The 24,675-nt window shown below is 60.6% G+C and carries 20 protein-coding genes; 12 read left to right on the top strand and 8 right to left on the bottom strand.

Translation table 11 applies throughout. The features are described 5' to 3' along the window. Positions 1-38: 38 nt before the first annotated feature. Genes fmt through ACVI9W_RS12635 form a run of 4 tightly spaced genes read left to right on the top strand, consistent with a single transcriptional unit; the run spans position 39 to position 3,996 of the window. Positions 39-971 (top strand): methionyl-tRNA formyltransferase, encoded by a 933-nt coding sequence (gene fmt, locus ACVI9W_RS12650; RefSeq protein ID WP_422421626.1) that lies wholly within the window; start codon positions 39-41, stop codon positions 969-971. After that, entirely contained in the window at positions 968-2,278 is a 1,311-nt protein-coding gene (rsmB, locus tag ACVI9W_RS12645) for a 16S rRNA (cytosine(967)-C(5))-methyltransferase RsmB (protein WP_461530168.1), read from the top strand. Before fmt ends, rsmB begins: the two co-directional genes overlap by 4 nt. Before the next feature lie 19 nt (positions 2,279-2,297). Beyond that, a complete protein-coding gene (gene trkA / locus ACVI9W_RS12640) occupies positions 2,298-3,671 on the top strand; it encodes a Trk system potassium transporter TrkA (protein WP_038605126.1) in 1,374 nt (457 codons plus the stop codon). Between the two features lie 13 nt (positions 3,672-3,684). Continuing rightward, on the top strand, positions 3,685-3,996 hold the full coding sequence (locus ACVI9W_RS12635; RefSeq protein WP_342623778.1) for a hypothetical protein: 312 nt from the start codon (positions 3,685-3,687) through the stop codon (positions 3,994-3,996). A gap of 133 nt (positions 3,997-4,129) precedes the next feature. Here ACVI9W_RS12635 and ACVI9W_RS12630 read toward each other — a convergent pair whose 3' ends face one another. Further along, complete coding sequence (locus tag ACVI9W_RS12630) at positions 4,130-5,017, bottom strand: lysophospholipid acyltransferase (RefSeq protein ID WP_038605120.1); 888 nt, start codon at positions 5,015-5,017, stop codon at positions 4,130-4,132. Positions 5,018-5,056: 39 nt separating this feature from the next. After that, positions 5,057-5,608, bottom strand: coding sequence for a DNA-3-methyladenine glycosylase I (locus tag ACVI9W_RS12625; protein ID WP_461530167.1), 552 nt, complete (start codon positions 5,606-5,608; stop codon positions 5,057-5,059). An 82-nt stretch (positions 5,609-5,690) separates the two neighbouring features. Between ACVI9W_RS12625 and glyQ the strand changes: the two genes are divergently transcribed. From glyQ to ACVI9W_RS12605, 4 genes are all read left to right on the top strand, one after another. Beyond that, the gene (glyQ, locus tag ACVI9W_RS12620; RefSeq protein ID WP_038605114.1) at positions 5,691-6,638 is read left to right on the top strand and encodes a glycine--tRNA ligase subunit alpha; all 948 of its coding nucleotides are present in this window, start codon (positions 5,691-5,693) and stop codon (positions 6,636-6,638) included. Next, positions 6,635-8,689 carry a glycine--tRNA ligase subunit beta gene (gene glyS / locus ACVI9W_RS12615; protein ID WP_461530166.1) on the top strand — a complete coding sequence of 685 codons (2,055 nt, stop codon included), beginning with the start codon at positions 6,635-6,637 and terminating at the stop codon, positions 8,687-8,689. The genes glyQ and glyS overlap by 4 nt, the downstream gene beginning before the upstream one ends. Positions 8,690-8,692: 3 nt before the next feature. Continuing rightward, on the top strand, positions 8,693-9,226 hold the full coding sequence (gmhB, locus tag ACVI9W_RS12610; protein ID WP_461530165.1) for a D-glycero-beta-D-manno-heptose 1,7-bisphosphate 7-phosphatase: 534 nt from the start codon (positions 8,693-8,695) through the stop codon (positions 9,224-9,226). A gap of 61 nt (positions 9,227-9,287) precedes the next feature. After that, positions 9,288-10,058 (top strand): lysophospholipid acyltransferase family protein, encoded by a 771-nt coding sequence (locus ACVI9W_RS12605; protein ID WP_038605107.1) that lies wholly within the window; start codon positions 9,288-9,290, stop codon positions 10,056-10,058. A gap of 171 nt (positions 10,059-10,229) precedes the next feature. On the opposite strand, the gene ACVI9W_RS12600 is transcribed toward ACVI9W_RS12605, so the two are convergent. Next, positions 10,230-11,852 (bottom strand): MFS transporter, encoded by a 1,623-nt coding sequence (locus tag ACVI9W_RS12600; RefSeq protein ID WP_422416325.1) that lies wholly within the window; start codon positions 11,850-11,852, stop codon positions 10,230-10,232. Positions 11,853-11,952: 100 nt separating this feature from the next. Further along, positions 11,953-13,602: a GMC family oxidoreductase gene (locus ACVI9W_RS12595; protein WP_461530164.1), complete on the bottom strand. Its 1,650-nt coding sequence runs from the start codon at positions 13,600-13,602 to the stop codon at positions 11,953-11,955. Positions 13,603-13,739: 137 nt separating this feature from the next. On the opposite strand from ACVI9W_RS12595, the gene ACVI9W_RS12590 reads away from it, so the two are divergent. Further along, the gene (locus ACVI9W_RS12590) at positions 13,740-14,627 is read left to right on the top strand and encodes a LysR family transcriptional regulator (RefSeq protein WP_157190623.1); all 888 of its coding nucleotides are present in this window, start codon (positions 13,740-13,742) and stop codon (positions 14,625-14,627) included. A gap of 3 nt (positions 14,628-14,630) precedes the next feature. Here the strand turns inward: ACVI9W_RS12590 and ACVI9W_RS12585 are convergent, their stop codons facing one another. From ACVI9W_RS12585 to ACVI9W_RS12575, 3 genes are read right to left on the bottom strand one after another with little or no spacing between them, the layout of a single operon-like run. Further along, the gene (locus ACVI9W_RS12585) at positions 14,631-15,449 is read right to left on the bottom strand and encodes a sulfite exporter TauE/SafE family protein (protein WP_461530163.1); all 819 of its coding nucleotides are present in this window, start codon (positions 15,447-15,449) and stop codon (positions 14,631-14,633) included. Next, positions 15,446-16,717 (bottom strand): NAD(P)/FAD-dependent oxidoreductase, encoded by a 1,272-nt coding sequence (locus ACVI9W_RS12580; protein ID WP_461530162.1) that lies wholly within the window; start codon positions 16,715-16,717, stop codon positions 15,446-15,448. Before ACVI9W_RS12580 ends, ACVI9W_RS12585 begins: the two co-directional genes overlap by 4 nt. 37 nt (positions 16,718-16,754) lie before the next feature. After that, the gene (locus tag ACVI9W_RS12575; protein ID WP_038605091.1) at positions 16,755-17,639 is read right to left on the bottom strand and encodes an MBL fold metallo-hydrolase; all 885 of its coding nucleotides are present in this window, start codon (positions 17,637-17,639) and stop codon (positions 16,755-16,757) included. 248 nt (positions 17,640-17,887) lie between these two features. Here ACVI9W_RS12575 and ACVI9W_RS12570 point away from each other — a divergent pair, with 248 nt between their 5' ends. The 3 genes from ACVI9W_RS12570 to ACVI9W_RS12560 all read left to right on the top strand — a co-directional run bounded on the left by ACVI9W_RS12570 (position 17,888) and on the right by ACVI9W_RS12560 (position 21,839). Then, on the top strand, positions 17,888-19,204 hold the full coding sequence (locus ACVI9W_RS12570) for a sigma-54 interaction domain-containing protein (RefSeq protein WP_461530161.1): 1,317 nt from the start codon (positions 17,888-17,890) through the stop codon (positions 19,202-19,204). Between the two features lie 197 nt (positions 19,205-19,401). Continuing rightward, positions 19,402-20,934 carry a DUF3300 domain-containing protein gene (locus ACVI9W_RS12565; protein ID WP_461530160.1) on the top strand — a complete coding sequence of 511 codons (1,533 nt, stop codon included), beginning with the start codon at positions 19,402-19,404 and terminating at the stop codon, positions 20,932-20,934. A 14-nt stretch (positions 20,935-20,948) separates the two neighbouring features. Next, a complete protein-coding gene (locus tag ACVI9W_RS12560; protein ID WP_461530159.1) occupies positions 20,949-21,839 on the top strand; it encodes a DUF2950 domain-containing protein in 891 nt (296 codons plus the stop codon). A gap of 286 nt (positions 21,840-22,125) precedes the next feature. Here the strand turns inward: ACVI9W_RS12560 and ACVI9W_RS12555 are convergent, their stop codons facing one another. After that, a complete protein-coding gene (locus tag ACVI9W_RS12555) occupies positions 22,126-24,498 on the bottom strand; it encodes a TOTE conflict system archaeo-eukaryotic primase domain-containing protein (protein ID WP_461530158.1) in 2,373 nt (790 codons plus the stop codon). Between the last annotated feature and the right edge of the window lie 177 nt (positions 24,499-24,675).

Raw genomic sequence — 24,675 nt, 5'->3', positions numbered from 1 at the left:
TGCTCCGGCAAGCCTTTTTCTTTTTAAGCGAGAACTCCATGCGCATTGTCTTTGCAGGCACCCCTGAGTTTGCCGCCGAACACCTCAAGGCCTTGATCGACAGCCCTTATGAAGTGGTGGCCGTCTACACCCAACCGGACCGCCCGGCCGGGCGCGGGCAAAAGCTGATGCCCAGCGCGGTCAAGCAACTGGCTGTGGATAACGGTATCCAGGTCCTGCAACCGCCGACCCTGCGCAATGCTGAAGCTCAAGCTGAACTGGCGGCCCTCAAGCCGGACCTGATGGTGGTGGTCGCCTACGGCCTGATCCTGCCGCAAGCAGTGCTGGATATTCCGCGCCTGGGCTGCATCAACAGCCACGCCTCGCTGCTGCCACGCTGGCGCGGTGCGGCGCCGATCCAGCGCGCGGTCGAAGCCGGCGACAATGAAAGCGGTGTGACCGTAATGCGCATGGAGGCCGGTCTGGATACCGGCCCGATGCTGCTCAAGGTCAGCACCCCGATCAGCGCCACTGATACCGGCGGCACGCTGCACGACCGCCTGGCCGAAATGGGCCCGCCAGCCGTGCTTGAAGCCGTGGCCGGTCTGGCCGCTGGCACGCTGCAAGGTGAAGTCCAGGACGACAGCCTGGCCACCTATGCCCACAAGCTGAACAAAGACGAAGCGCGCCTGGACTGGAGCCGTCCAGCGGTTGAGCTGGAGCGTCTGATTCGCGCCTTCAATCCCTGGCCGATCTGTCACAGCACCCTCAACGGTGAAGCAGTGAAAGTACTCGCTGCCAGCTTATCCACAGGCAGCGGTGCGCCAGGTGAAATCCTCGGCGCCAGCAAAGACGGCCTGGTCGTCGCCTGCGGTGAACAGGCCCTGTGCCTGACCCGCCTGCAATTGCCGGGTGGCAAAGCGCTGAACTTCAGCGATCTGTTCAACAGTCGTCGCGAGAAATTCGCCAGCGGCACGGTGCTCGGTCAATGAATCCACGTCTGGCAGCCGCCCGCGCCCTGGCGGCAGTACTCAGCGGCAAGGCCTCACTGAACAGTTCGCTGCCCGCGCAACTGGACAAGGTCGAAGTACGTGACCGTGGCCTGACCCAGGACCTGGCCTTTGGCACCGCACGCTGGCAGCCACGGCTCTCGGCGCTAGCCGAGCGTCTGCTGCAAAAGCCGTTCAAGAAGGCCGACGCCGATGTCGAAGCCTTGCTGCTGGTCGGCCTGTATCAACTGCTTTACACCCGTGTCCCGGCTCACGCTGCGATCGGTGAAACCGTAGGCTGTGCCGACAAGCTGAAAAAGCCCTGGGCCAAGGCCCTGCTCAATGCCGTGCTGCGCCGCGCGCAACGCGAGAGCAGTGAGATCTTCGCCGAGCTGGAACGTGATCCGGTGGTACGCACTGCCCACCCGCGCTGGTTGCAGAAATCGCTCAAAGCGTTCTGGCCGGAGCAGTGGGACGCCATCTGCGCCGCCAACAATGCCCATCCGCCGATGATCCTGCGGGTCAACCGCCGTCATCACAGCCGCGAAGCCTATCTGGAGCTGTTGCGCGAAGCGGGACTGGAAGCCACTGCCTGCCAGTACAGCGTCGATGGCATCCTCCTCGCCCAAGCCTGCGATGTGCGCGGTCTGCCGGGGTTCGATCAGGGCTGGATCAGCGTTCAGGACGAAGCCGCGCAGCTGGCTGCCGACCTGCTTGATCTGGCGCCCGGCCAGCGTGTCCTCGACGCCTGCTGCGCGCCCGGCGGCAAGACCTGCCACCTGCTCGAAGCCGAAGCGAAACTGGAGTCCGTGGTCGCGATCGACCTCGAAGCCAAGCGCCTGACCCGGGTCCGGGAAAACCTCGACCGTCTGGGTCTGGATGCCCAGTTGATTGCCTGTGATGCCCGCGACACAGCCAGTTGGTGGGACGGTAAGGGTTTCCAGCGCATCCTGCTCGATGCACCTTGCTCGGCCACCGGTGTGATTCGCCGTCATCCCGATATCAAGATGACCCGTCAGGCCGACGATATCCCGGCCCTCGCCGCTCTGCAGGGTGAACTGCTCGATGCCCTGTGGCCAACCCTGGAAGTCGGCGGCATCCTGCTGTATGCCACCTGTTCGACCCTGCCGACGGAAAACACCGAAGTGATCGAGGCCTTCCTCGCCCGCACGCCGGGTGCCCGCGAGCTGGACCTGGCGACCCAGGCCGGCCTGCGCCAGCCGCATGGCCGCCAGTTGCTGGCCCAGGAAGGCGGACACGACGGCTTCTACTATGCCAAGCTGATCAAAATCGCCGCCGCGCGCGGATAACAAGAGAAGGGAAGAGCGGATGAAGATCATCATCCTGGGCGCAGGGCAGGTCGGCGGTACGCTGGCCGAGCACCTGGCCAGCGAAGCCAACGACATTACCGTGGTCGATACCGATGGCGAGCGCCTGCGCGACCTCGGCGACCGCCTGGACATCCGTACCGTCCAGGGCCGCGCCTCGTTCCCGACCGTTCTGCGCCAGGCCGGTGCCGACGACGCCGACATGCTGGTGGCGGTGACCAACAGCGACGAAACCAACATGGTCGCCTGCCAGGTCGCCTACACCCTGTTCCACACCCCGACGAAAATCGCCCGGGTGCGTGAATCGGCCTACCTGACCCGCGCCGGCCTGTTCGACAACGACGCCATCCCCGTCGACGTGCTGATCAGCCCCGAGCAGGTGGTAACCCACTACATCAAGCGCCTGATCGAGCATCCCGGTGCCCTGCAGGTCATCGACTTCGCCGAAGGCAAGGCCCAGCTGGTGGCGGTCAAAGCCTACTACGGCGGTCCGCTGGTCGGCCAGCAACTGCGCCAGATCCGTGAGCACATGCCCAACGTCGACACCCGCGTGGCGGCGATCTTCCGCCGTGACCGGCCGATCCTGCCCCAGGGCGATACGGTGATCGAGGCCGACGACGAGGTGTTCTTCATCGCTGCCAAAGCCCACATCCGTGCGGTGATGGGGGAACTGCGGCGTATCGATGAGACCAACAAGCGTGTAGTCATCGCCGGTGGCGGGCAGATTGGCGAGCGCCTGGCCGAGGCGATCGAAAGCCGCTACCAGGTGAAGATCATCGAGATGAACCCGGCGCGCTGCCGCTACCTCTCCGATACCCTGGACAGCACCGTGGTGTTGCAAGGCAGCGCCTCGGACCGCGACCTGATGCTCGAAGAGAACATCGCCGAAGCCGACATCTTCCTGGCCCTGACCAACGATGACGAGGCCAACATCATGTCCTCGCTGCTGGCCAAGCGCCTGGGCGCGCGCAAGGTGATGACCATCATCAACAACCCGGCCTACGTCGACCTGGTCCAGGGCGGCGATATCGACATCGCCATCAGCCCGCAGCTGGCCACCATCGGTACCTTGCTCGCCCACGTGCGCCGCGGCGACATCGTCAGCGTGCACTCACTGCGCCGTGGTGCGGCAGAGGCGATCGAAGCCATCGCCCATGGCGACTCGAAATCCAGCAAGGTGATCGGCAAAGCCATCGAAGACATCGCCCTGCCGCCGGGGACCACCATCGGCGCGATCATTCGCGATGAAGAAGTGCTGATCGCCCACGACGACACGGTGATCGAGGCCGGCGACCACGTGATCCTCTTCGTTGTGGATAAAAAGTACATCCGTGACGTCGAGAAGCTGTTCCATGTCGGATTGAGCTTCTTCTAAAGGGAGAGCCGGGATGCGCGAGTCACTGGAAAAGATGCTGGCCAAGGGTGTGGATAACGCCCTGCTGCGCTTCGGCCTGGGCAAGGCCTGGCTGGATGAAGGCAACGGCGCCGAAGCGGCTGTTCATCTGCAACGCTGCGTCGAGTTCGATCCGAAGTATTCGGCGGCGTGGAAGCTGTTGGGCAAGGCCCATCAGCTGCAGGGTGACAAAGCCGCGGCACGCCTGGCCTGGGAACAAGGGCTGGAAGCGGCCAAGGCCCACGGTGACAAGCAGGCCGAGAAAGAGATGACGGTGTTTCTCAAGAAACTGGATAAAGCCCTGTAGGAGCTGGTTTACCTGCGATCGGCGGCGAAGCCGTCGTAAATCCTGAGTCCCGGTTGCACCTGACAAACCGAGGACTCAGGTTTTGCGGCCGCTACGCGCCCGATCGCAGGCAAGCCAGCTCCTACAAGAGCCATCAATACCAGCGCGCCTCACCCGGCGGACGCTTCTTGAAGCGCTTCATGCTCCACATGTACTGACTCGGATACGCCCGCACATAGCGCTCGACCACCTGGCTCATGGCCGCCGCCGAGGTTTCGGTGTCTTCGCTGTACATCGCCTCGGGCGCCGCTTCCAGAATCACCTTGAAGCCGGAACCGTCGGGCAGGCGCAAGGCATGCAGGAACACCCCGACTGCCTTGCCGCCAGCGAGCATGTTCGGCACGAATTTGCTGGTCAGCGCCTTGGTGGCGAAGAACGGCACGAAGATTCCCGCCGATTCGGCCGGCTCCGGGTCTGCCGGAATACCGACCTGACCGCCTCTACGCACTTCCTTGATGATGCTCAGGATGCCTTCCTTGGTGGAAGCCGCCACGCGGTTACCCAACTGCACACGCTGTTCGCGCAACAGGTCGTCGACCGCCTTGAGCTTGGGCGGGCGGTAGAAAATGATCGGTTTGCACTGGTTGCAATAGAAGTGGTTGAGCACTTCCCAGTTGCCCAGGTGGCTGGTGATGCCGACCACGCCCTTGCCCGAGGCCAGAGCGGCCTGCAACACTTCCAGGCCTTCGACTTCACGCACCAGGTCCAGTGAACGCTGGGCCGGCCAGATCCAGGCACAGGCGCTTTCGGTGAAGGACTTGCCGATGTCCATCAGGGTCTGGCCGACCAGTTGCTCACGGGCAACCGGGTCCATCTCCGGAAAACACTTGGCCAGGTTGATGCGCACCACTTCGCGCGAGCTGTTCGGCACCTTCCACATGAGCCAGCCGATGGCCGCGCCGACCCGCTGTACCGCGCCCCAAGGGAGCTTGGCAAACAATCGCAACGCCCCGACCATCAAGGCGCCCTTGAATTTATCCACAGGCTGGTTCCTCTTTCTGCAAGCCGGCCATTGTACCCCTCAGCGCAGCAGAGCGGCGTAGCGATCACAATCGGTGGTGTGGTCCATGACCATGCCGGTGGCCTGCATGAAGGCATAGCAGATGGTCGGGCCGACAAAAGTGAAGCCGGCTTTCTGCAGAGCTTTGCTCATCGCCTTGGCTTCATCGGTCACGGCCGGAACGTCACTGCGCTGGCTGAAATGATTGATCTTCGGCGCACCGCCGACAAACGACCACAGCCACTCCGCAGGGTTCTCCAAAGCCAGCCAGGCCTTGGCGTTGCGCCGCGCGGCATTGAGCTTGAGGCGGTTGCGGATGATCCCGGGATCGAGCATGCGTTCCTCGATTTCTTCATCGCTCATCTGCGCCAGGCGCTGCGGATCGAAGCCGAACAACACCTCACGATAACGTTCGCGCTTTTTCAGCACAGTGATCCACGACAGCCCCGCCTGGAAGCCTTCGAGCAACAACATTTCGAACAATTGCCCCGGCTCACGCTGCGGCGTGCCCCATTCCTGATCGTGGTACGCCTGGTAAAGCGGATCGTCGGTACACCAAAAGCAACGTGGCATAAGGCTCCAAGGGTAGAGGCGTGGGCGAATCGGGTTATACTCCCGCTCTTTATATTCGCAGCCCTAGAAACAGGTGAATTTCGTGAGCCAGCCTACGCCAGCCGTGCGTACCTTCCAAGACTTGATCCTCGCCCTGCAGAACTACTGGGCCGAGCAAGGTTGTGTGGTGCTTCAGCCCTACGATATGGAAGTAGGCGCCGGCACTTTCCATACCGCGACGTTCCTGCGCGCCGTCGGCCCGGAAATCTGGAACGCCGCCTACGTACAGCCGAGCCGTCGCCCGGCTGACGGTCGCTATGGCGAAAACCCCAACCGCCTGCAGCACTACTACCAGTTCCAGGTGGTGCTCAAGCCAAACCCGGCGAACTTCCAGGAACTGTACCTGGGCTCGCTGAAGGCCATCGGCCTTGACCCGCTGGTGCACGACATCCGTTTCGTCGAAGACAACTGGGAGTCGCCGACCCTCGGTGCCTGGGGTCTGGGTTGGGAAATCTGGCTCAACGGCATGGAAGTCACCCAGTTCACCTACTTCCAGCAAGTGGGCGGTATCGAGTGCATGCCGGTCACCGGTGAAATCACCTATGGCCTGGAGCGTCTGGCCATGTACCTGCAGGGCGTCGACTCGGTCTACGACCTGGTCTGGACCGACGGTCCGTTCGGCAAGGTGACCTACGGCGACGTGTTCCACCAGAACGAAGTGGAACAGTCGACCTACAACTTCGAACACGCCAACGTCGAGAAGCTGTTCGAACTGTTCGACTTCTACGAAAGCGAAGCCAATCGCCTGATCGAGCTGGAGCTGCCGCTGCCGACCTATGAAATGGTCCTCAAGGCATCCCACACCTTCAACCTGCTCGACGCCCGCCGCGCCATCTCGGTGACCGCACGTCAGCAGTACATCCTGCGCGTACGCACCCTGGCCCGGGCCGTGGCGCAAAGCTATCTGCAAGCCCGCGCCAAGCTGGGCTTCCCGATGGCGTCCCCTGAATTGCGTGATGAAGCATTGGCCAAGCTGGAGGCTGCACAATGAGTGCTCAAGATTTCCTGGTTGAACTGGGCACCGAAGAACTGCCGCCAAAGGCCCTGAGCGCCCTGGCTGACGCCTTTCTCGCCGGTATCGAGAAAGGCCTGCAGGCCGCTGGCCTGAACTACACCGGCAAGCAGGTCTACGCTGCGCCACGCCGTCTGGCCGTGCTGATCCGTCAACTGGACACCCAGCAGCCGGACCGCAGCATCAACGTCGACGGCCCGCCCCGTCAGGCCGCCTTCGACGCTGAAGGCAACCCGACCCAGGCTGCCCTCGGCTTTGCCAAGAAGTGCGGTGTAGAGCTGGCGGAAATCGATCAGAGCGGCGCCAAGCTGCGCTTCTCCCAGCACATCCCGGGCAAGGCCACCGCCAGCCTGCTGCCAACCATCGTCGAAGACTCGCTGAACGACCTGCCGATCCCGAAACGCATGCGTTGGGGTGCGCGCAAAGAAGAGTTCGTGCGTCCGACCCAATGGCTGGTGATGCTGCTGGGCGACGACGTCGTCGACTGCACCATCCTCGCCCAGAAGGCCGGTCGTGATTCCCGTGGTCACCGCTTCCACCACCCGGAAGACGTGCGCATCAGCGCCCCGGCGAACTACCTGGAAGATCTGCGCAAAGCCTACGTGCTGGCCGATTTCGCCGAGCGTCGCGAGCTGATCAGCAAGCGTACCGCCGAACTCGCCATGCAGCAGGAAGGCACCGCCATCGTGCCGCCGGCGCTGCTCGATGAAGTGACCGCGCTGGTCGAGTGGCCAGTGCCGCTGGTCTGCTCGTTCGAGGAGCGTTTCCTCGAAGTGCCGCAAGAAGCCCTGATCACCACCATGCAGGACAACCAGAAATACTTCTGCCTGCTGGACGTCGACGGCAAGCTGCTGCCGCGCTTCATCACCGTCGCCAACGTTGAAAGCCGCGATCCGAAGCAGATCATCGAAGGTAACGAGAAGGTCGTGCGTCCACGCCTGACCGACGCCGAGTTCTTCTTCAAGCAAGACAAGAAACAGCCGCTGGAAAGCTTCAACGAGCGCCTCAAGAACGTGGTGTTCCAGGCACAACTGGGCAGCGTCTTCGACAAGGCCGAGCGCGTTGCCAAGCTGGCCGCATTCATTGCCCAGCGCATTGGCGGCGACGCCCAGCGCGCAGCCCGTGCCGGCCTGCTGTCCAAGTGCGACCTGGCTACCGAGATGGTCGGTGAATTCCCTGAGATGCAGGGTGTTGCCGGCTACTACTACGCCCTCAACGATGGCGAACCCGAAGACGTCGCCCTGGCCCTGAACGAGCAGTACATGCCGCGCGGTGCCGGTGCCGAACTGCCGTCGACCCTGACCGGTGCGGCCGTGGCCATCGCCGACAAGCTCGACACCCTGGTCGGTATCTTCGGTATCGGCATGCTGCCAACCGGCAGCAAAGATCCCTATGCCCTGCGTCGTGCAGCGCTGGGCGTGCTGCGGATCCTGATCGAGAAACAGCTGGACCTGGACCTGAACGAAGCGGTGAACTTCGCTGTCAGCCAGTTCGGCAGCAAGGTCAAAGCCGCCGGCCTGGCTGAGCAGGTGCTGGAGTTCGTCTTCGACCGTCTGCGTGCCCGTTACGAAGACGAAGGCATCGACGTTGCCACTTACCTGTCGGTACGTGCCCTCAAGCCTGGTTCGGCCCTGGACTTCGACCAGCGCGTACAGGCCGTACAGGCCTTCCGTCAGCTGCCTGAAGCCGCTGCCCTGGCCGCGGTGAACAAGCGTGTGTCGAACCTGCTGAGCAAGGCCGAAGGCGCGGTTGCGACCACGGTCGAGCCGAAGTACTTCGACAATGCCAACGAGTTCTCCCTGTACTCGGCGATCCAGCAAGCCGACCAGGCTGTGCAACCGATGGCCGCTGCACGTCAGTACAGCGAGTCGCTGGCACGTCTGGCTGCCCTGCGTGAACCGGTCGACGCCTTCTTCGAGGCGGTGATGGTCAACGCCGACGACGCCAATGTGCGGGCCAACCGCTATGCCTTGCTCAGCCGCCTGCGCGGTCTGTTCCTGGGCGTGGCCGACATTTCGCTGCTGGGGTAAGTCTTGAAGCTGCTGATTCTCGATCGGGACGGAGTGATCAACCAGGACTCCGACGCCTATATCAAGTCGCTGGACGAGTGGATACCCATCCCCGGTTCGATCGAAGCGATCGCGCAATTGAGCAAGGCCGGCTGGACGGTGGCGGTCGCCACCAACCAGTCCGGTATTGCTCGCGGCTACTTCGACCTGGCAACCCTCGAGGCCATGCATGAGCGCCTGCGCATGCTGGTGGCCGAGCAGGGTGGCGAGGTTGGCCTGATCGTCTATTGCCCTCACGGCCCGGATGAAGGCTGCGACTGCCGCAAGCCCAAGCCGGGCATGCTGCGAACCATTGCCGCGCATTACCAGGCAGATCTGGCCGGGTTGTGGTTTGTCGGTGATAGTAAGGGTGACCTGGAAGCCGCATTGACCGTCGATGCTCAACCGATTCTGGTAAAAACCGGAAAAGGCGAGAAAACCCTGAGCAAGGGAATTCCCGAAGGCACGTTGATTTTCGATGATCTGGCAGCCATCGCCAGAGAACTTATCCACAAATAGGGCGTCTGCGAACCAGGCGCACTTTTACTAGGCGGGCAAGCCCGCAACGGTACATGCCGCTATGTCGATCCTGCAGGCGATCAGAATTTTTCTTTTTTACCTGCTGCTGGGTACCAGCTCTTTGCTGTGGTGCACCCTGAGCTTTTTTATTGCGCCGTTTCTGCCATTCAGCGCCCGTTATCGCTTCATCAATGTCTACTGGTGCCGTTTCGCGCTGGTGCTGGTGCGGGTGTTCCTGAACATCAAGGTCAAGGTCAGCGGGGCTGAAAACATCCCCAAGCAGCCCTGTGTGATCCTCTCCAATCACCAGAGCACCTGGGAGACGTTCTTCCTCTCGGCGTATTTTTCGCCGTTGAGCCAGGTACTCAAACGTGAACTGCTGTACGTGCCGTTCTTCGGCTGGGCCATGGCCATGCTGCGGCCGATCGCGATTGACCGCGACAACCCGAAAGCTGCGCTCAAGCAAGTTGCCAGCGAAGGCGACAAGCTGCTCAAGGACGGCGTCTGGGTGCTGATCTTCCCGGAAGGCACCCGTGTGCCGTTCGGCCAGATCGGCAAGTTTTCCCGCGGTGGTACCGCCCTGGCCGTGAATGCCGGCCTGCCGGTCCTGCCAATCGCCCACAACGCTGGCAAGTTCTGGCCCAAGCAGGGTTGGAACAAGCGGGCTGGCACCATTGAAGTGGTGATCGGTGCACCGATGTACGCTGAAGGCACTGGCCCACGCGCGATTGCCGAGCTCAACGACCGGGCAGCGGCCTGGAACGAACAGACTCAACGCGACCTGGGTTCGTTGCCGGCACAAGCCCCGAACGCCGCGCAAGGCGTTGCCTGACGATCTGTGGATAACTTGTGTACAGTATTTGGATCTTTCATTTAAAAATTCGCTAAGTGATTAATTTACTTACTTATTTCTCTGTATGACTGTTTTCCTGAAATCGTGCATAAGTTTTTCAGCGGCATAAAAAAACCGGCGCTTACGCCGGTTTTTTTGTACCCGTGAAAATCAGACCTTGTCGATATCCACATCGCGGGTTTCTTTCAGGCAGAACAGCCCGACCACCAGGCTGACCCCAGTGATCAACACCGGGTACCACAGCCCATAGAAGATGTCGCCGGTGTACACCACCAGGGCGAACGACACCGTCGGCAGGAAGCCACCAAACCAGCCGTTACCAATGTGATACGGCAGCGACATCGAGGTGTAGCGGATCCGGGTCGGGAACAGCTCGACCATCACCGCCGCCAGCGGGCCATAGGTCATGGTCGCAATCAGGATCATGGCGACGATCAGCACCACCACCATGGTTTCGTTGACACTGGCAGGATCAGCCTTGGCCGGGTAACCGGCTTTTTCGATCGCAGCCCGCAGCGCCACTTCATCGAAGCCGTTGATGCGCTGGTCACCGACGGTCACCACCACTTCGCTACCGGCAGCGGCGGATTCAGAGCTGTAGGGCAGGCCCTGCTTGACCAGGAAGGTCTTGGCCTTGTCGCATGGACTGTCAAAACGCGCCTTGCCGACCGGGTCGAACTGGAAGGTGCAGCTTTGTGGATCGGCCATGACCACAATCGGCGATTGACGGCTGGCAGCATCAATCTGCGGGTTGGCGTAATGGCTCAGGGCTTTGAACAGCGGGAAGTAGAGCAGGGTAGCCAGCAACAGGCCGAGCATCAGGATCGGCTTGCGTCCGATGCGGTCCGACAGCCAGCCAAAGAACACGAAGAACGGCGCGCCGATCACCACACTGATAATCAGCAGGGTATTGGCCTGGGCCGGGTCCATCTTGAGCATCTGGGTGAGGAAGAACAGCACATAGAACTGCGCGGTGTAGAAAGTCACCGCCTGCCCTGCGTTGATGCTGAACAGGGCAGTGAGCACAATCTTGAGGTTGGCCCAGGAACCGAACGACTCACGAATCGGCGCTTTACTGGTTTTGCCCTGAGCCTTCATTTTCACGAAGGCTGGCGATTCGTGCATGCTCATACGAATCCAGGTGGAAATCGCCAGCAGTACGATCGACAGCAGGAACGGCAAGCGCCAGCCCCAGACTTCGAACTGGTCACCACTGATGTAGCGGCTGCCCAGTACCACCAGCAGCGACAGCAGCAAACCGAGGGTCGCTGTGGACTGGATAAAGCCGGTGTGGAAGCCACGCTTGCCCGGTGGCGCATGCTCAGCCACATAGGTTGCAGCGCCGCCATACTCACCCCCCAGCGCCAGGCCCTGAAGCATGCGCAGGATCACCAGAATGATCGGTGCGGCGATGCCAATACTGGCGTAGGTCGGTAGCAGGCCGACCGCAAAGGTCGACAGGCCCATCAGCACGATGGTCACCAAGAAGGTGTACTTGCGGCCGATCATGTCCCCCAGGCGACCGAACACCAGTGCCCCAAACGGCCTTACCAGGAAGCCCGCGGCAAACGCCATCAAGGCGAAGATAAAGGCAGTGGTGTCGTTCACCCCGGCAAAGAACTGCTTGCTGATGACGGCGGCCAGTGCCCCATAGAGAAAAAAGTCATACCACTCGAACACTGTCCCGAGGGATGACGCGAAAATGATCTTGCGCTCTTCACGGCGACTGTTGCTGACCGTCGCCGCACCCTGCTCCTGAATGTAATCCGACATCGTTGCTGTCCTCGGCCTCAAGGCCCCAGTGATTATTCTTGTTGTTCCACTGTCGACGCCGGCAGACCGCGTCCGGTGTCGTTGTTGCTACGCACCCAGGTCAGGGCGTCGGTATTGCGTTTTCTTCATCGATCCGAGCTGTGGATAACATTCCCCGGGTAATCAGTTGCGCCGCCTTTTCGGCAATCATCAAGGTGGGTGAGCAGGTATTGCCGGAGACAATCTGCGGCATGATCGAGGCATCGGCGATACGCAGCCCCGGCACGCCGTGCACGCGCAATTGATCATCGACCACGTCCAGCGGGCCGTTGCCCATCCGGCAGGTACCGACCGGATGGAAAATGGTGGTACCGATCTGGCCGGCCGCTTCGTGCAGCTGTTCTTCACTTTGCAGATCCGGCCCGGGCAGGTATTCGCGTGGGCTGAACGCCGCCAGGGCAGGGGCCTGGACGATCTTGCGGGTGATGCGAATGGCCTGGGCGGCAACGCGCAAGTCTTCCGGGTCGCTCAGGTAGTTGGGATCGATCAGCGGTGAATCGTCCGGGTTGGCCGAGCGGATATCGATGCGCCCACGGCTCGCCGGGCGCAAATTGCACACCGATGCGGTAAACGCCGGAAAGCGGTGCAGCGGCTCGCCGAAGCGCTCCAGCGATAGCGGCTGCACATGGTATTGCAGGTTGGCCGTGGCCTGTTCCGGCCCGGAGCGGACAAACGCCCCCAGCTGGCTCGGCGCCATGGCCAGCGGACCACTGCGGTCATACAGATAGCGCAGGCCCATGCCCAGCTTGCCCAAGGCACTGTTGGCGACCTGATTGAGGGTACGTGCACCGCTGACCTGATAGATCAGCCGCAGTTGCAGGTGGTCCTGCAGGTTGCCGCCAACTCCCGGCAATTCGTGCCGGACAGTTATCCCCAGGCTTTCCAGCAGTCCACGCGGGCCGATGCCGGAGCGTTGCAGAATACCGGGAGAGCCCACCGAACCTGCACAGAGGATGATCTCGCGGCGGGCGCTGAAGTTTTGCCATTCCCCTTGCCAGCGCGCTCTTACCGCCGAGGCACGACCGGCGTCGAGGATCACCTGATCGACCAGCACATCGGTCAGTACGGTCAGGTTGGGGCGGTTGCGAACCGGGCGAAGAAAGGCCTTGGCCGAGTTCCAGCGAATCCCGGAACGCTGGTTGACCTGAAAGTATCCACAGCCCTGGTTATCACCACCGTTGAAATCGGCGACGCTTTCAATTCCGCTCTGGGCCGCCGCTGCGCGGAACGCATCGAGGATCGGCCAAGAGTAACGTTGCTGTTCGACCCGCCACTCGCCTTCATCGCCGTGTGTATCACTGGCACCGCCGAAATGGTTTTCGCTGGCCTTGAACAGCGGCAACACGTCTTTCCAGGCCCAGCCGGCGTTGCCTTGCTCGGCCCAGCGGTCGTAGTCACCGGCCTGGCCACGCATATAGATCATGCCGTTGATCGAGGAACAGCCACCGAGCACCTTGCCCCGTGGATAACCCAGGGCACGCCCGTTAAGGCCAGGCTGGGCTTCGGTCTTGAAACACCAGTCGGTACGCGGATTACCGATGCAATAAAGGTAACCCACCGGAATATGAATCCACGGATAGTTGTCTTTACCGCCCGCTTCGAGCAGCAATACCCGACAGCTTGGGTCGGCAGACAAACGATTGGCCAGCAGGCATCCGGCAGGACCGGCACCGACGACCACGTAATCGTAGACAGGATCGGCTGATGGCATGGGCAACCTCGCGCCTGATTATTATTCTTGTCCTGGTCCATGTTATTGATTAATTTCGAGATGAAAACGTTAGATTTCACTCAAGTGCTGTGCGTTTTAACACAACGTCCGTGAACACCTGATTCACAAGGAAAAGCATGTTCGACTGGAATGATCTGCGATTTTTTCTCGAGTTGCAGCGTAGCGGCCGCCTGCTGACAGCCGCCAAGCGCCTCAATACCACCCACAGCACCGTGGCCCGGCATATCGATAATATCGAGCAGAGTCTGGGCACCGCTTTGTTCGTCCAGCACGCTCAAGGCTACGAACTGACACCTTCCGGCCAGGCCCTGCTCAAGCACGCCGAAGCCATGGAAAACGTCGCCCTGCTGGCCCAGGAAGAAATCACTCAGGCCATCACCCCGCTAGGCAAGATTCGTCTGGGTGTCACCGAAGGCATCGGCATCATGTTCTTCACCCCGCGCATGGGCAGCCTGTTCGAACGCTATCCGGGGCTGGAGGTGGAACTGGTTGCAGTGCCGCGCTTCGTCAGCATCCTCAACCGCGAGGCGGAAATCAGCATCCACCTGGAACGACCGAATGCCGACCTGTTGATCACCCGCAAACTCACCGATTACCGCCTGGCGTTGTATGCCAGCCCCGAGTACCTGGCCCAGGCGCCAGCGCTGCATCACCGCGAAGACCTGGCCAGGCACAGCTGGATCGGCTATGTCGACGACCTGTTGTTCAGCCAGGAACTGCTATTCCTCAACAGCTTCTGCCGCGCCCCGAATGTAGTGTTTCGCAGCACCAGCGTGATCGCCCAGCAGCAGGCTGCGCGTGCCGGCTTGGGGATTGCCGTGCTGCCCAACTACATGGCCCGACATGACCCGGCGCTGGTCCGGGTACTGCCCGGCGAAACCATCCAGCGCAGCTACTGGATCTGCACCCGCCGCGAACTGCACAAGTCCGTACGCTTGCGGGTGGTCTGGGATTTTCTCCTGGCGCTGTGCGCGCAAGAGCAGGACGCCTTGCTGGCAGAGTAGGGCTCAAGCGCCCAGGGTTTTCACCGCCAACAGTACTGCCGCACAGATCCCGACAGTGGCGAACAGTTGCTGCAGGCGCGGACCAGCCAGGCGACCGGCAAACTGCCGGGCCACCAGCAGCCCCAACACGGCACCGCCGGCAAACGGCGCACCCACGCTCCAGTGCATCACCCCACCGACGCTGGCGCTGATCACGCTCCCGGTGGACACCAGGGCAATCACTGCCAGCGAGGTGGCGACGATGCTTTTCATGTCCAGATTGGTGTAACGACTCAGTGCCGGGATGATCACAAAGCCGCCGCCGACACCAAGCAATCCCGAGAGTAGCCCGGACAACGTACCGGTAAACGCCAACGCACGGGCACAGGGCAGGGTCCAGCGCAGGCGTCCCTGCAGCGGGTTGAGCACACACGGCATGACCATACGCTTGCCCAGTGGCGGCTCACCGCGCAGCTCGCGGCGCGCCTTGAGCAGCATGCGCACACAGGCATACACCAGCACTACCGCGAAGGCCAGGGCCAGCGGTGCGTTGGGCAGTTGATGCGCCAGCATCAGTCCGAACGGGGCAGCAACGATACCGATCAGCGCTACAAAAGCCGCAGCCCGGTAGCGCACCACCCCTTGGCGCAACCCCAGGACGGCACCGACCGCCGCGGCCATGCCGACAGCCAGCAGTCCGACCGGCGCCGCCTCGACCATCGACAGGCCAAGGCCGAAGACCAGCAAGGGCACGGCCAGAATGCCGCCGCCAGCCCCGGTCAGCGCCAGCACCGCACCAATGATCGCTCCCAGTCCTGCAGCGAGAAATGGCTGTTCGATCACTGCTGAACCTCAGCAACAACTGTCTGCGGTTTGGCCAGCCACTCGCGGCCCTTGAGCATGCAACGCCAGTACAGCGGCGGCAGGATCTGCGCCTTGAGCAGCCAGGCCAGCCGGGTAGGGCGGCGACCATCGAGCAGCCAGCGCGGGAAGCTCGGCGCCAGCTTGCCGCCATAGGTGAACTCGGCCAGTACGATCTTGCCGCGCTCGACGGTCAGCGGGCAGGAGCCGTAACCATCGTAGTGCGCCAACTTCGGCAGACGCCCCAAGGCGACCAGCACGTTATTGGCCACCACCGGCGCTTGCTTGCGCGCGGCTGCAGCGGTCTTGGCATTGGTCGTGTTGATCCCGTCACCCAGGGCGTGGATGTTGGCGAAGTGACGATGACGCAAGGTCGCCGGATCGACATCAATCCAGCCAGCAGCATCGGCCAAGGGACTATTGCGGATGAAATCGGCAGGCACTTGTGGCGGCACCACATGCAGCATGTCGAACGGCTGAACCCGGGTTTCGCTACTGCCATCGGGCAAGGTTCGAACAAAAGTGGCCTGCCTGGCCGGGCCATCGACTGCGACCAGACGATGGGAGTACTGCAGATCCACCGCGTACTTGTCGATGTACTCCATCAGCGCAGGAACATAATCCGCCACCCCGAACAGCACCGCGCCAGCATTGAAGAACTGCGCCTGGATGTTACCCAGACGCCCCGCACGCAACCAGTGATCGCACGACAGGTACAAGGCTTTCTGTGGTGCGCCTGCGCATTTGATCGGCATTGGCGGCTGGCTGAACAGCGCACGGCCTTCGCGCAGGTTCTGCACCAGCTGCCAGGTGTAGGGCGCCAGGTCATAGCGATAGTTGGAAGTCACACCATTACGGCCAAGGGTTTCGCTCAGGCCATCGATGGCCTCCCAGTCAAGCTTCAGACCCGGGCACACCACCAACTGTTCGTAGCTCAGCAAGCGTCCATCATCCAGGGTCAGCGCTTGCGCCTGAGGGTCGAAGCTTTCGACGCTGGCCTTGATCCAGCGAACCCCGGAAGGGATGGTCGACGCCATGCTTCGCGCGGTACTGGGGGCATTGAAGATTCCGGCACCGACCATCGTCCAGCCGGGCTGATAGTAGTGGGTGTCGGCCGGGTCGATGAGGGCGATATCCAGCGACGGATCGCGGCACATCAAGCTTGAAGCCACGGCGATACCGGCAGCCCCCGCGCCGACAATCAGGACCTTGTGATGATCGCCTTTCGACGATGTGGTGTGAGCAGGCATGGCAAGGTGTTCCTTTAATAATAATTCTAGGTACAGCTCAGAGCACGTTGAGCGGGATCTTCAGATAGCGCACACCGTTGTCTTCAGGTTCGGGGAGCTGGCCGCTGCGCATGTTGATCTGCACCGAAGGCAGAATCAGCACCGGCATGTCGAGGGTGGCGTCGCGGGCTTCGCGCATGGCAACAAAACTGTCTTCGCTGATGCCTTCGCGGACATGGATATTGCTGGCGCGCTGTTCGGCCACCGTGGTCATGTAGCGCAGCTCGCGGCCACCCGGCAGGTAGTCATGGCACATGAACAATCGGGTATCGGCGGGGAGGGCGAGAATGCGCTGGATCGAACGGTACAAGGTGCGGGCGCTGGCACCGGGAAAATCACAACGGGCCGTGCCGTAGTCAGGCATGAACAGGGTGTCGCCGACAAAGGCGATGCTCTGGCCATCGACTTCCACCACATAGGTCATGCACGCCGGCGTATGCCCTGGGGTGTGCAGGGCACGCGCCTGCAGGTTGCCAATGGTAAACGGCTGCTCATCATCGAACAGCACATCGAACTGGCTGCCGTCACGGGCGAAGCCACTGTCGGCATTGAACAGCGTGCCGAAAACTTTCTGCACCTGGGTGATCTGGCTACCGATGGCAATCTGGCCACCCAGGGCCTGCTTGAGATACGCCGCGGCAGACAGGTGGTCGGCGTGCACATGGGTTTCCAGAATCCATTGAACCTTACCGCCCAGTTCATTGACCCGGGCAATCAGCTTGTCTGCCGAGGCGCTATCGGTTCGACCGGACTTGGGGTCGTAGTCCAGTACGCTGTCGATCAACGCGCAATCACCGCTGCCACGATCCATCAGTAGATAGCTGATGGTCGAAGTTACGCTGTCGAACAACGCTTCCACATACAAGTTGCCGCCGATGATCATTACCGCTCTCCAGATAATTCCGTGTGCCAGGGCATTGAGCCTTGCGCGCATGGGTCAGGCTGTCATCAAGATGCGTGCCATCGTTGCACTGGCCGTTTTCTGCGCTCAAGCACCGATTTCATTGGCTGTCAGGGATTCGCCCTGACGCGGACTGCCGTTTTGGCTGTCAGGCATTGGCAGTCTCTGGCAGTTTTTGGCAGTGCCTCTCGCCTTCAGTTAAGCTGCTCGCCTGCTTCTCCTGGTGCCTTATGTCTTATTCTTCGCCAATTATTCCCGATCCTGCCGTGCAGGCGCTGGTGTCGTATCTCGAACACGATGCTCAACCGGCCATCGTGCTGGATACCGACTACAACATCCTCGCCGCCAACGCTGCCTATCGGCGCCAGTTCGGCGTGGAAGGCCAGCCGCCGATCGGCGGTAAATGTCATCGGGTTTCCCATCACTACGCGGTGCCATGCGATCAGGCCGGAGAGCTGTGCCCGATGCGCAAAGCCTGGGACAGCCGTGCGCCTGAACGAGTATTGCATGTTCATCACACGCCACGCGGGCCTGAACACGTTGACGTTGAGTTGCGCCCGATCCTGGATCAGCAGGGTGAAGTGGTGGCCTTTGTCGAGCGCCTGACCAGCATCGCCGTGGCGTCAGCCCAGCCACAGCAACAAGGCCTGGTAGGACGCTCAGTAGCGTTCACAGACTCGTTGTCCAGTTTGCAGCGAGCAGCGCCTGCTCAGATTCCGGTGTTGCTGCAGGGTGAGTCAGGTACCGGCAAAGAACTCTTCGCCCGCGCGCTACACCTTGGCAGCCCGCGCGCCAACGGCCCGCTAGTCGTGGTCGATTGCACCGGCCTCACTGAGTCGTTGTTCGAAAGCGAGCTGTTCGGTTACGAGAAGGGCGCTTTCACCGGTGCACTGCAACGCAAGATCGGCCTTGCCGAAGCGGCCCATGGCGGCACCTTGTTTCTTGATGAGATCGGCGAAGTACCGCTGGCCATGCAGGTGAAACTGTTGCGCCTGATCGAGTCCGGCAGCTTTCGTCCGGTCGGTAGCCTGCGCACCGTCCACTCCGACTTCCGGCTGGTCTCGGCCACCCACAAGCCGCTCAAGGAAATGGTGGCGGCCGGCAGCTTTCGTGAAGACCTCTATTACCGCATCAGCGGCTTCCCCATTCGCTTACCCGCGCTACGTGAGCGGGTTGATGATCTGCCATTGCTGATCGACAGCCTGCTGCAACGAATGGCTGGCAAGACGGCACCTCAGGTCGATGGCGAAGTATTCAAGCTGTTGGGCCTGCACAGTTTTCCCGGAAACATCCGCGAGCTGCGTAACATCCTCGAGCGGGCACGACTGTTTGCTGATGACGGCGTAATCCGTGCCGAGCACTTGCCGGCAGATCTGCGCAGCGGGATGGACAATCCGCAAGCGTCAGTGCGGCGGCGCAGCAAAGAAAACCTTGGGCAACTGGCCCAGGCCCTGGAGAGCTTTGACGGCTCGCGCAGCGAGTTGGCCCGGCATCTGGGCTTGAGTGAGCGGACCCTCTACCGCCGCTTACGTGAACTTGGGCTTTGATCCCGCAGGACATGAACCGAAGATGAACACACGGTTTCATTTGATCGTGGTCATCCGGCAGGGCATTTTTTCTTCTACGCTGATACTGCTCGGCCGCAGCGGAGGGCTTTGCGTACGTCGATCGTCGAGTCGGTAAACCGTTGGGTGTCAGGGCGCCTGACGTTCCGCTCTGTCTTTTCTCCCACAGGAGCATCGTCATGTCTGCCTGCCTTCACCGGGCGATCCTGCTCACCATCGCCATGCTCGCGCTCTCAGGTTGTTCCGATGAGGATGCGCAACCCAAGGCAACGGCCACCGCGCCCGCAACGACCGCACCGGCTGCACCAGCCGCACCAGCCGCACCAGCCGCACCAGCCGCTCCGACGACGCCAAGCGAGGCGGTGTTCAGCACCGAACAGCTTGATCAAATGCTGGCGCCGTTGGCGCTGTATCCGGACGCTTTGCTGGCTCAGGTGCTGATGGCCACCACCTATCCAGGCAATGTCGCCGACGCGGTTGCCTGGTCCAAGGCGCATCCGAACGTCAGCGGTGATGCCGCCGTCAAACAGGTCGCCGACCAACCCTGGGACCCGAGCGTGCAATCGTTGGTGGCTTTTCCACAGGTGCTGGCCACCCTTGGCCAGGACCCGGTCTGGGTACAGCGAGTCGGTGATGCCTTCCTCGCCCAGCCCGACGCGGTCATGAACTCGGTGCAGCGTCTGCGCGCCAAGGCCAAGGCCACTGGGCACCTGGAGTCCAACGAGCAACAGACGGTTATCGTGCAACCGTCAAGCACTCCCGCAAGCGGCACGACCACGGTGGTACAAGGTGCCGCGCCGGCACAAACCATCGTTATCCAGCCGACCAACCCGCAGGTTGTATACGTCCCAAGCTACAACCCCTCAGTGGTGTACGGCAGTTGGCCCTATCCATCCTCCCCACCGGCGTATTACCCGCCATCACCGGGGTATGCCATCGGAACGGCATTGGCCACCGGCCTGGCTTTCGGTGCTGGCGTAGCGATCGTCAATTCGCTGTGGGGGGATTGCGACTGGGATGATCATGACGTCGATATCAACGTCAATCGCTACAACAACATCAACAACGTCAACCGCAGACTCGATGCCAACCAGAACAACTGGCGCCATAACCCTGTGTATCGCGACGGCGTTCCGTACCGCGACCAAGCCAGCCGAGCCCAGTTCGACCGGCGCCTACCCGGCAGTGCACAGCGCACAGCCTACCGCGGTGACACTCCGGCCCGTATCGAAGACCGCGCGCGAGCCCGTGAAAGCCTCGCACAGCGTGGCATCGAAGCACCGGCAACCAGTAACCTTGAAGCCCGCCAACGTGTGCAGAGTGCCGACCGCGAGCGCGCCCAACAAAGCCTGGAACAACGTGGCATCAACCAGTCCGGCAGCGCACGCGAGCGCGCCCAGGTTGCCGACCGCCAACTGAAGAATGACGGTCAGGCCCGCCAGCGTGCACAAGCGACCGTGCAGAAACGCCAGCAACAGCAGCCGGTGCGCAACCAACAAGTACGCCAGCAAGTCCGCCAGCAACATGCTAGTGCCCAGGCGCCCCGCAACAATGCGTTGGCTGGTGTGCGCAATCCTTCGCAGACACGCGTCGCGAGCAATCGTGGCCAGGTCAGCCAACGGAGCGCCAGCCGACCCTCCGCAGCGTCTGCGGGCCATCAGGTACAACGACCCGTACGGATGCAATCCGGCGGTGGCGGCCGTCGCCGTTGAGAGGAGAGTCAGTCATGAATGCTGCAAGTCGAATTGCGCTGGTTCTGCTCCTGCTCTGGACGTCCAGCAGTTACGCTCAAAAACATTTCCCAAACGCGGAGGCCGCTGGCGAAGCACTGGTGCAGGCGCTTGGTAGCGAAAAGGCTGATAGCCAACTGTTGGCGAAATTGCTCGGCAACGACTGGAAGAGTTACATCCCGACCAAGAACGTCGACCGTAAAGATGTCGACGCCTTTCTCGCCCTCTACAAGGAAAAACATCAGGTTCAGTCCGACAGCCCGAAGCGTGCGCATCTGGTCGTCGGCGACACGCCCTGGGTATTCCCGATTCCCATCCGACACAATGCTGGCGGTTGGGCCTTCGACACCAAAGCCGGCGCCGAGGAAATCCGCCTGCGCCGCATAGGGCGCAACGAACTGGCGACCATTCAAGCAGCGCGTGCCTATCACGACGCGCAGATGGATTACGCCGAGGTTGATCGCAATAACGATGGGGTCCTCGAATACGCGCAGAAGTTCATCAGTAGCGACGGGCAGTTCGACGGCCTGTACTGGCCGGAAGAGGAAGGCGTCGAAGAAAGTCCACTCGGGCCGCTGTTCGGTGATGCCGCGAAGGGTGACGACTGGCACGGCTATCACTACCGTATCCTCACTGCCCAGGGCCCTTCGGCGCCAGGTGGCGCCTATGACTACAAGATCGGCGATCGCATGACACGCGGTTTTGCCGTGATCGCCTGGCCGACGGACTACGGGGACACTGGCGTGATGAGCTTCATGATCAGCCACGACGGCGAATTGTTCCAAAAAGATCTCGGCCGAGACAGCGCCAAGTTAGCTGCTGCGATTACGCGTTTCGACCCCGACAGCAGTTGGACTGAAGTAAAGGACGAGGAGGACGCGCGCTGAACCGAGTGGAAATCAACGCAAAAAAAAACCCGCGTGAGCGGGCTTTTTTTTTGCAGCTTTTCGGCGAACCTACACCTGATGTCGATGGGCACATTAAGTGTCATGGCTACCCTAGGTGGGATCAGGGTTCCACGTGGAACATGGGCACAGTAAATGTCGCACTTGAGCCATAATAAATGTCGTATTGCGGTTATTTGACCCTATTAAATGTCGTTTCCAAAACCAGCATACTCATCGTGATGGAGACACTTGCTAGCTACGTCTGAAATCCGAATGGACCGTGCTGCTAGAGCAAGTCCATAGTGGCTAGGGAATCGGCCATTCGATACCCCATCGCTTTGTACCCTGCCTGGCGCTTATCCCACATCCTCAGCAACGCGACATTTCCCCCGTCAACGAAGTCGATCACTCGGACATCGCCTTTGTCGGCATGCGCTCGATGCAATCGGCCTGCGTATTGCTGAAGTATGCCTCTCCAAGAAATCGGCATTGCCAGCACCAATGTGTCCAGTGCTGGATGATCGAAGCCTTCACCTACTAGCTTTCCAGTTGCTACAAGCACACGTGGAGCATCCGCTGGAAGCGAGTCAAGCTTGTGCATGCGGGCGATTCGCTGTTTTTTGGGCACACGCCCATGAAGTGTAAATAGGTTATGCACGCGCCCCTGCAATTCAGCCTCAAGAGCACCAACATGCTCAGTACGCTCAGTCAGCACCAATATCTTCCTACCTTGGTTATAGGCTAGCTCAACCTCGGAAACAATTTTGGCTGTGCGCTCGACATCGTCTGCCAGGTGTCGGAACACGTCCTGAATTCCTGAGCCATCGGGGACGACAATAGGCTTGGAAAGTAATCGGGGCACCACAGACAAATCATGAGGGGCACTTGCTGGTCGAGTAGCAGAGTGCCGAATCGGTCCGCATTGCATAAAGATGATAGGTTGCTGCCCATCACGGCGTATCGGAGTTGCTGTAAGTCCCACCACATACTTTGCGGCAGCACTCCTCAGTAACGACTCGAACGAGACCGCTGACACATGATGGCACTCATCAACTATGATCTGGCCGTAGTTTTTTACCTGATCGCTGACCTCACCTTTTCTCGATAAGGACTGCATCACAGCGATGTCGATGACACCTGTGGGTTTTGCCTTCCCACCGCCAATGGTTCCTACGATGCCATTGCCGACGCCTAGAAATGCCTGCAAACGCTCCTGCCATTGCCGTAGCAGCTCAGTCCTGTGCACAAGCACTAACGTGTTAACACTGCGCTTCGCGATCAGTGCGGCGGCAGTCACGGTTTTACCAAAAGCGGTCGGCGCACACAGGATGCCGACGTCATGACCAAGCATCTCGCTTACTGCAATTTCCTGATCAGTACGTAACGTACCGAGAAAACCGACCTCGATGGGCTCACCTGCAAAACGTTCATCTTGAAATTCAAGAGCTATCCCATTCCCCTTTAGCAGCTCCAGCGCGGCATCCAAGCATCCTCGCGGTAACGCGATATGTTTAGGAAAGTTTTGCGCACAGCCAATAATCCGAGGTTTGTTCCAGACCGACATTCGCATTGCCTGGGCCTTATAGAACTCAGGGTTTTGAAATGCCGCGAGTCGGACAAGCTGGTTTGCCAAGGGCAGTGGTAATTCCGATTTTTCGAAGTAAATCAGATTGGCCAACGTGATACGGAGAGACGCAGGCAATGGGCAAGTCAATTTACGTGATCTCAAATCACGATTTTTCCAAGGTTCTGCATCCATCTCGTCTTCGACATATGCGACGCCTACGGGATCACGGTCACCCATCGCCCGGATGATAGCCGGCTCAATATCCCCAGGGCTCATCCGCTGAATGGAGGCCAGAAAAGTCCATTGATCGGAGTGAGGTTCCAGTGAGTCATCTACAAAAACGCTGTTATTTTTGGCCCTTGCACGCTTTTGCAAAGGCAGTGCAATAAGGTTCCCAAAACCACCTCTGGGCATATAGTCCTGGTTTGGAAACAGCCGATCATAGGAGCTGAGTGCCAATTGACGAGTACGCTCACAGGCATGGCTGATGATTGCAGCACCTAGGCGGCGCGCATCGTAGGCAGAAACATTACGGTCGAAAAAAATCCACGCATGAGCACCATTGCCTGAGCGCGAAATCTCCAACGCCACTGGGACGTTCAGCTCATGACACGACTGAACAAAAGCTCGGGCATCATCACGCCATTCAGCCTCATCGAGGTCGACGGCAAGAAAGTAACAGGTGTCATCTGGGAGCAAAGGATAGATGCCAACCACCACCTCGCCTGCCAAGTGGCGAAAAATCACCTCATCGGTCAGCGGCAGCAATTGTCGATTGCCGCAATCGCCACATTTGACTCTCGGCTTCTCACAAACCCCAGGCCGCCATTCGTTAGCACAAGCAGGTGCGTATCCTGACTTACCTGCCTTGCTTTCCCAACGGATGGGATACACGTCGCCTCTACCACGAAACAGGTCTCTGAATAGAGCAACCTTGCTGTCAGTGTTGAGTTGCTGCGAGCGCTCAATTTGAACAACTTGGATCTTGACCGGCTCGACAGGCGGGTGCCAATCAATCCCGTGAGCGTCAAGCAAGGCAATTAACCTAGCGTTCTCAGCTTGTAGTTTCGCCAGCAGATTGGCGTCTGACACAGCATTCCACCTCTACTATTGAGACCCGCGCGTAACACAGTGCTGCTGATCTCAGCTTAACGGAGCACACACAAAGACTATCAAAAGACCGAGGCTCGGTTCAGACATCGTCGTCCCTATGACCAACTGGGCGTCGGGCTCCAGCGAAGGCCCCTAATTCGTTGGTAGAAGATGGAC

It is taken from the genome of Pseudomonas sp. 210_17 TE3656 (assembly GCF_054821965.1).
Note: the sequence above shows the minus strand (reverse complement) of the source record. Positions and strands in the feature narration are given on the sequence as shown.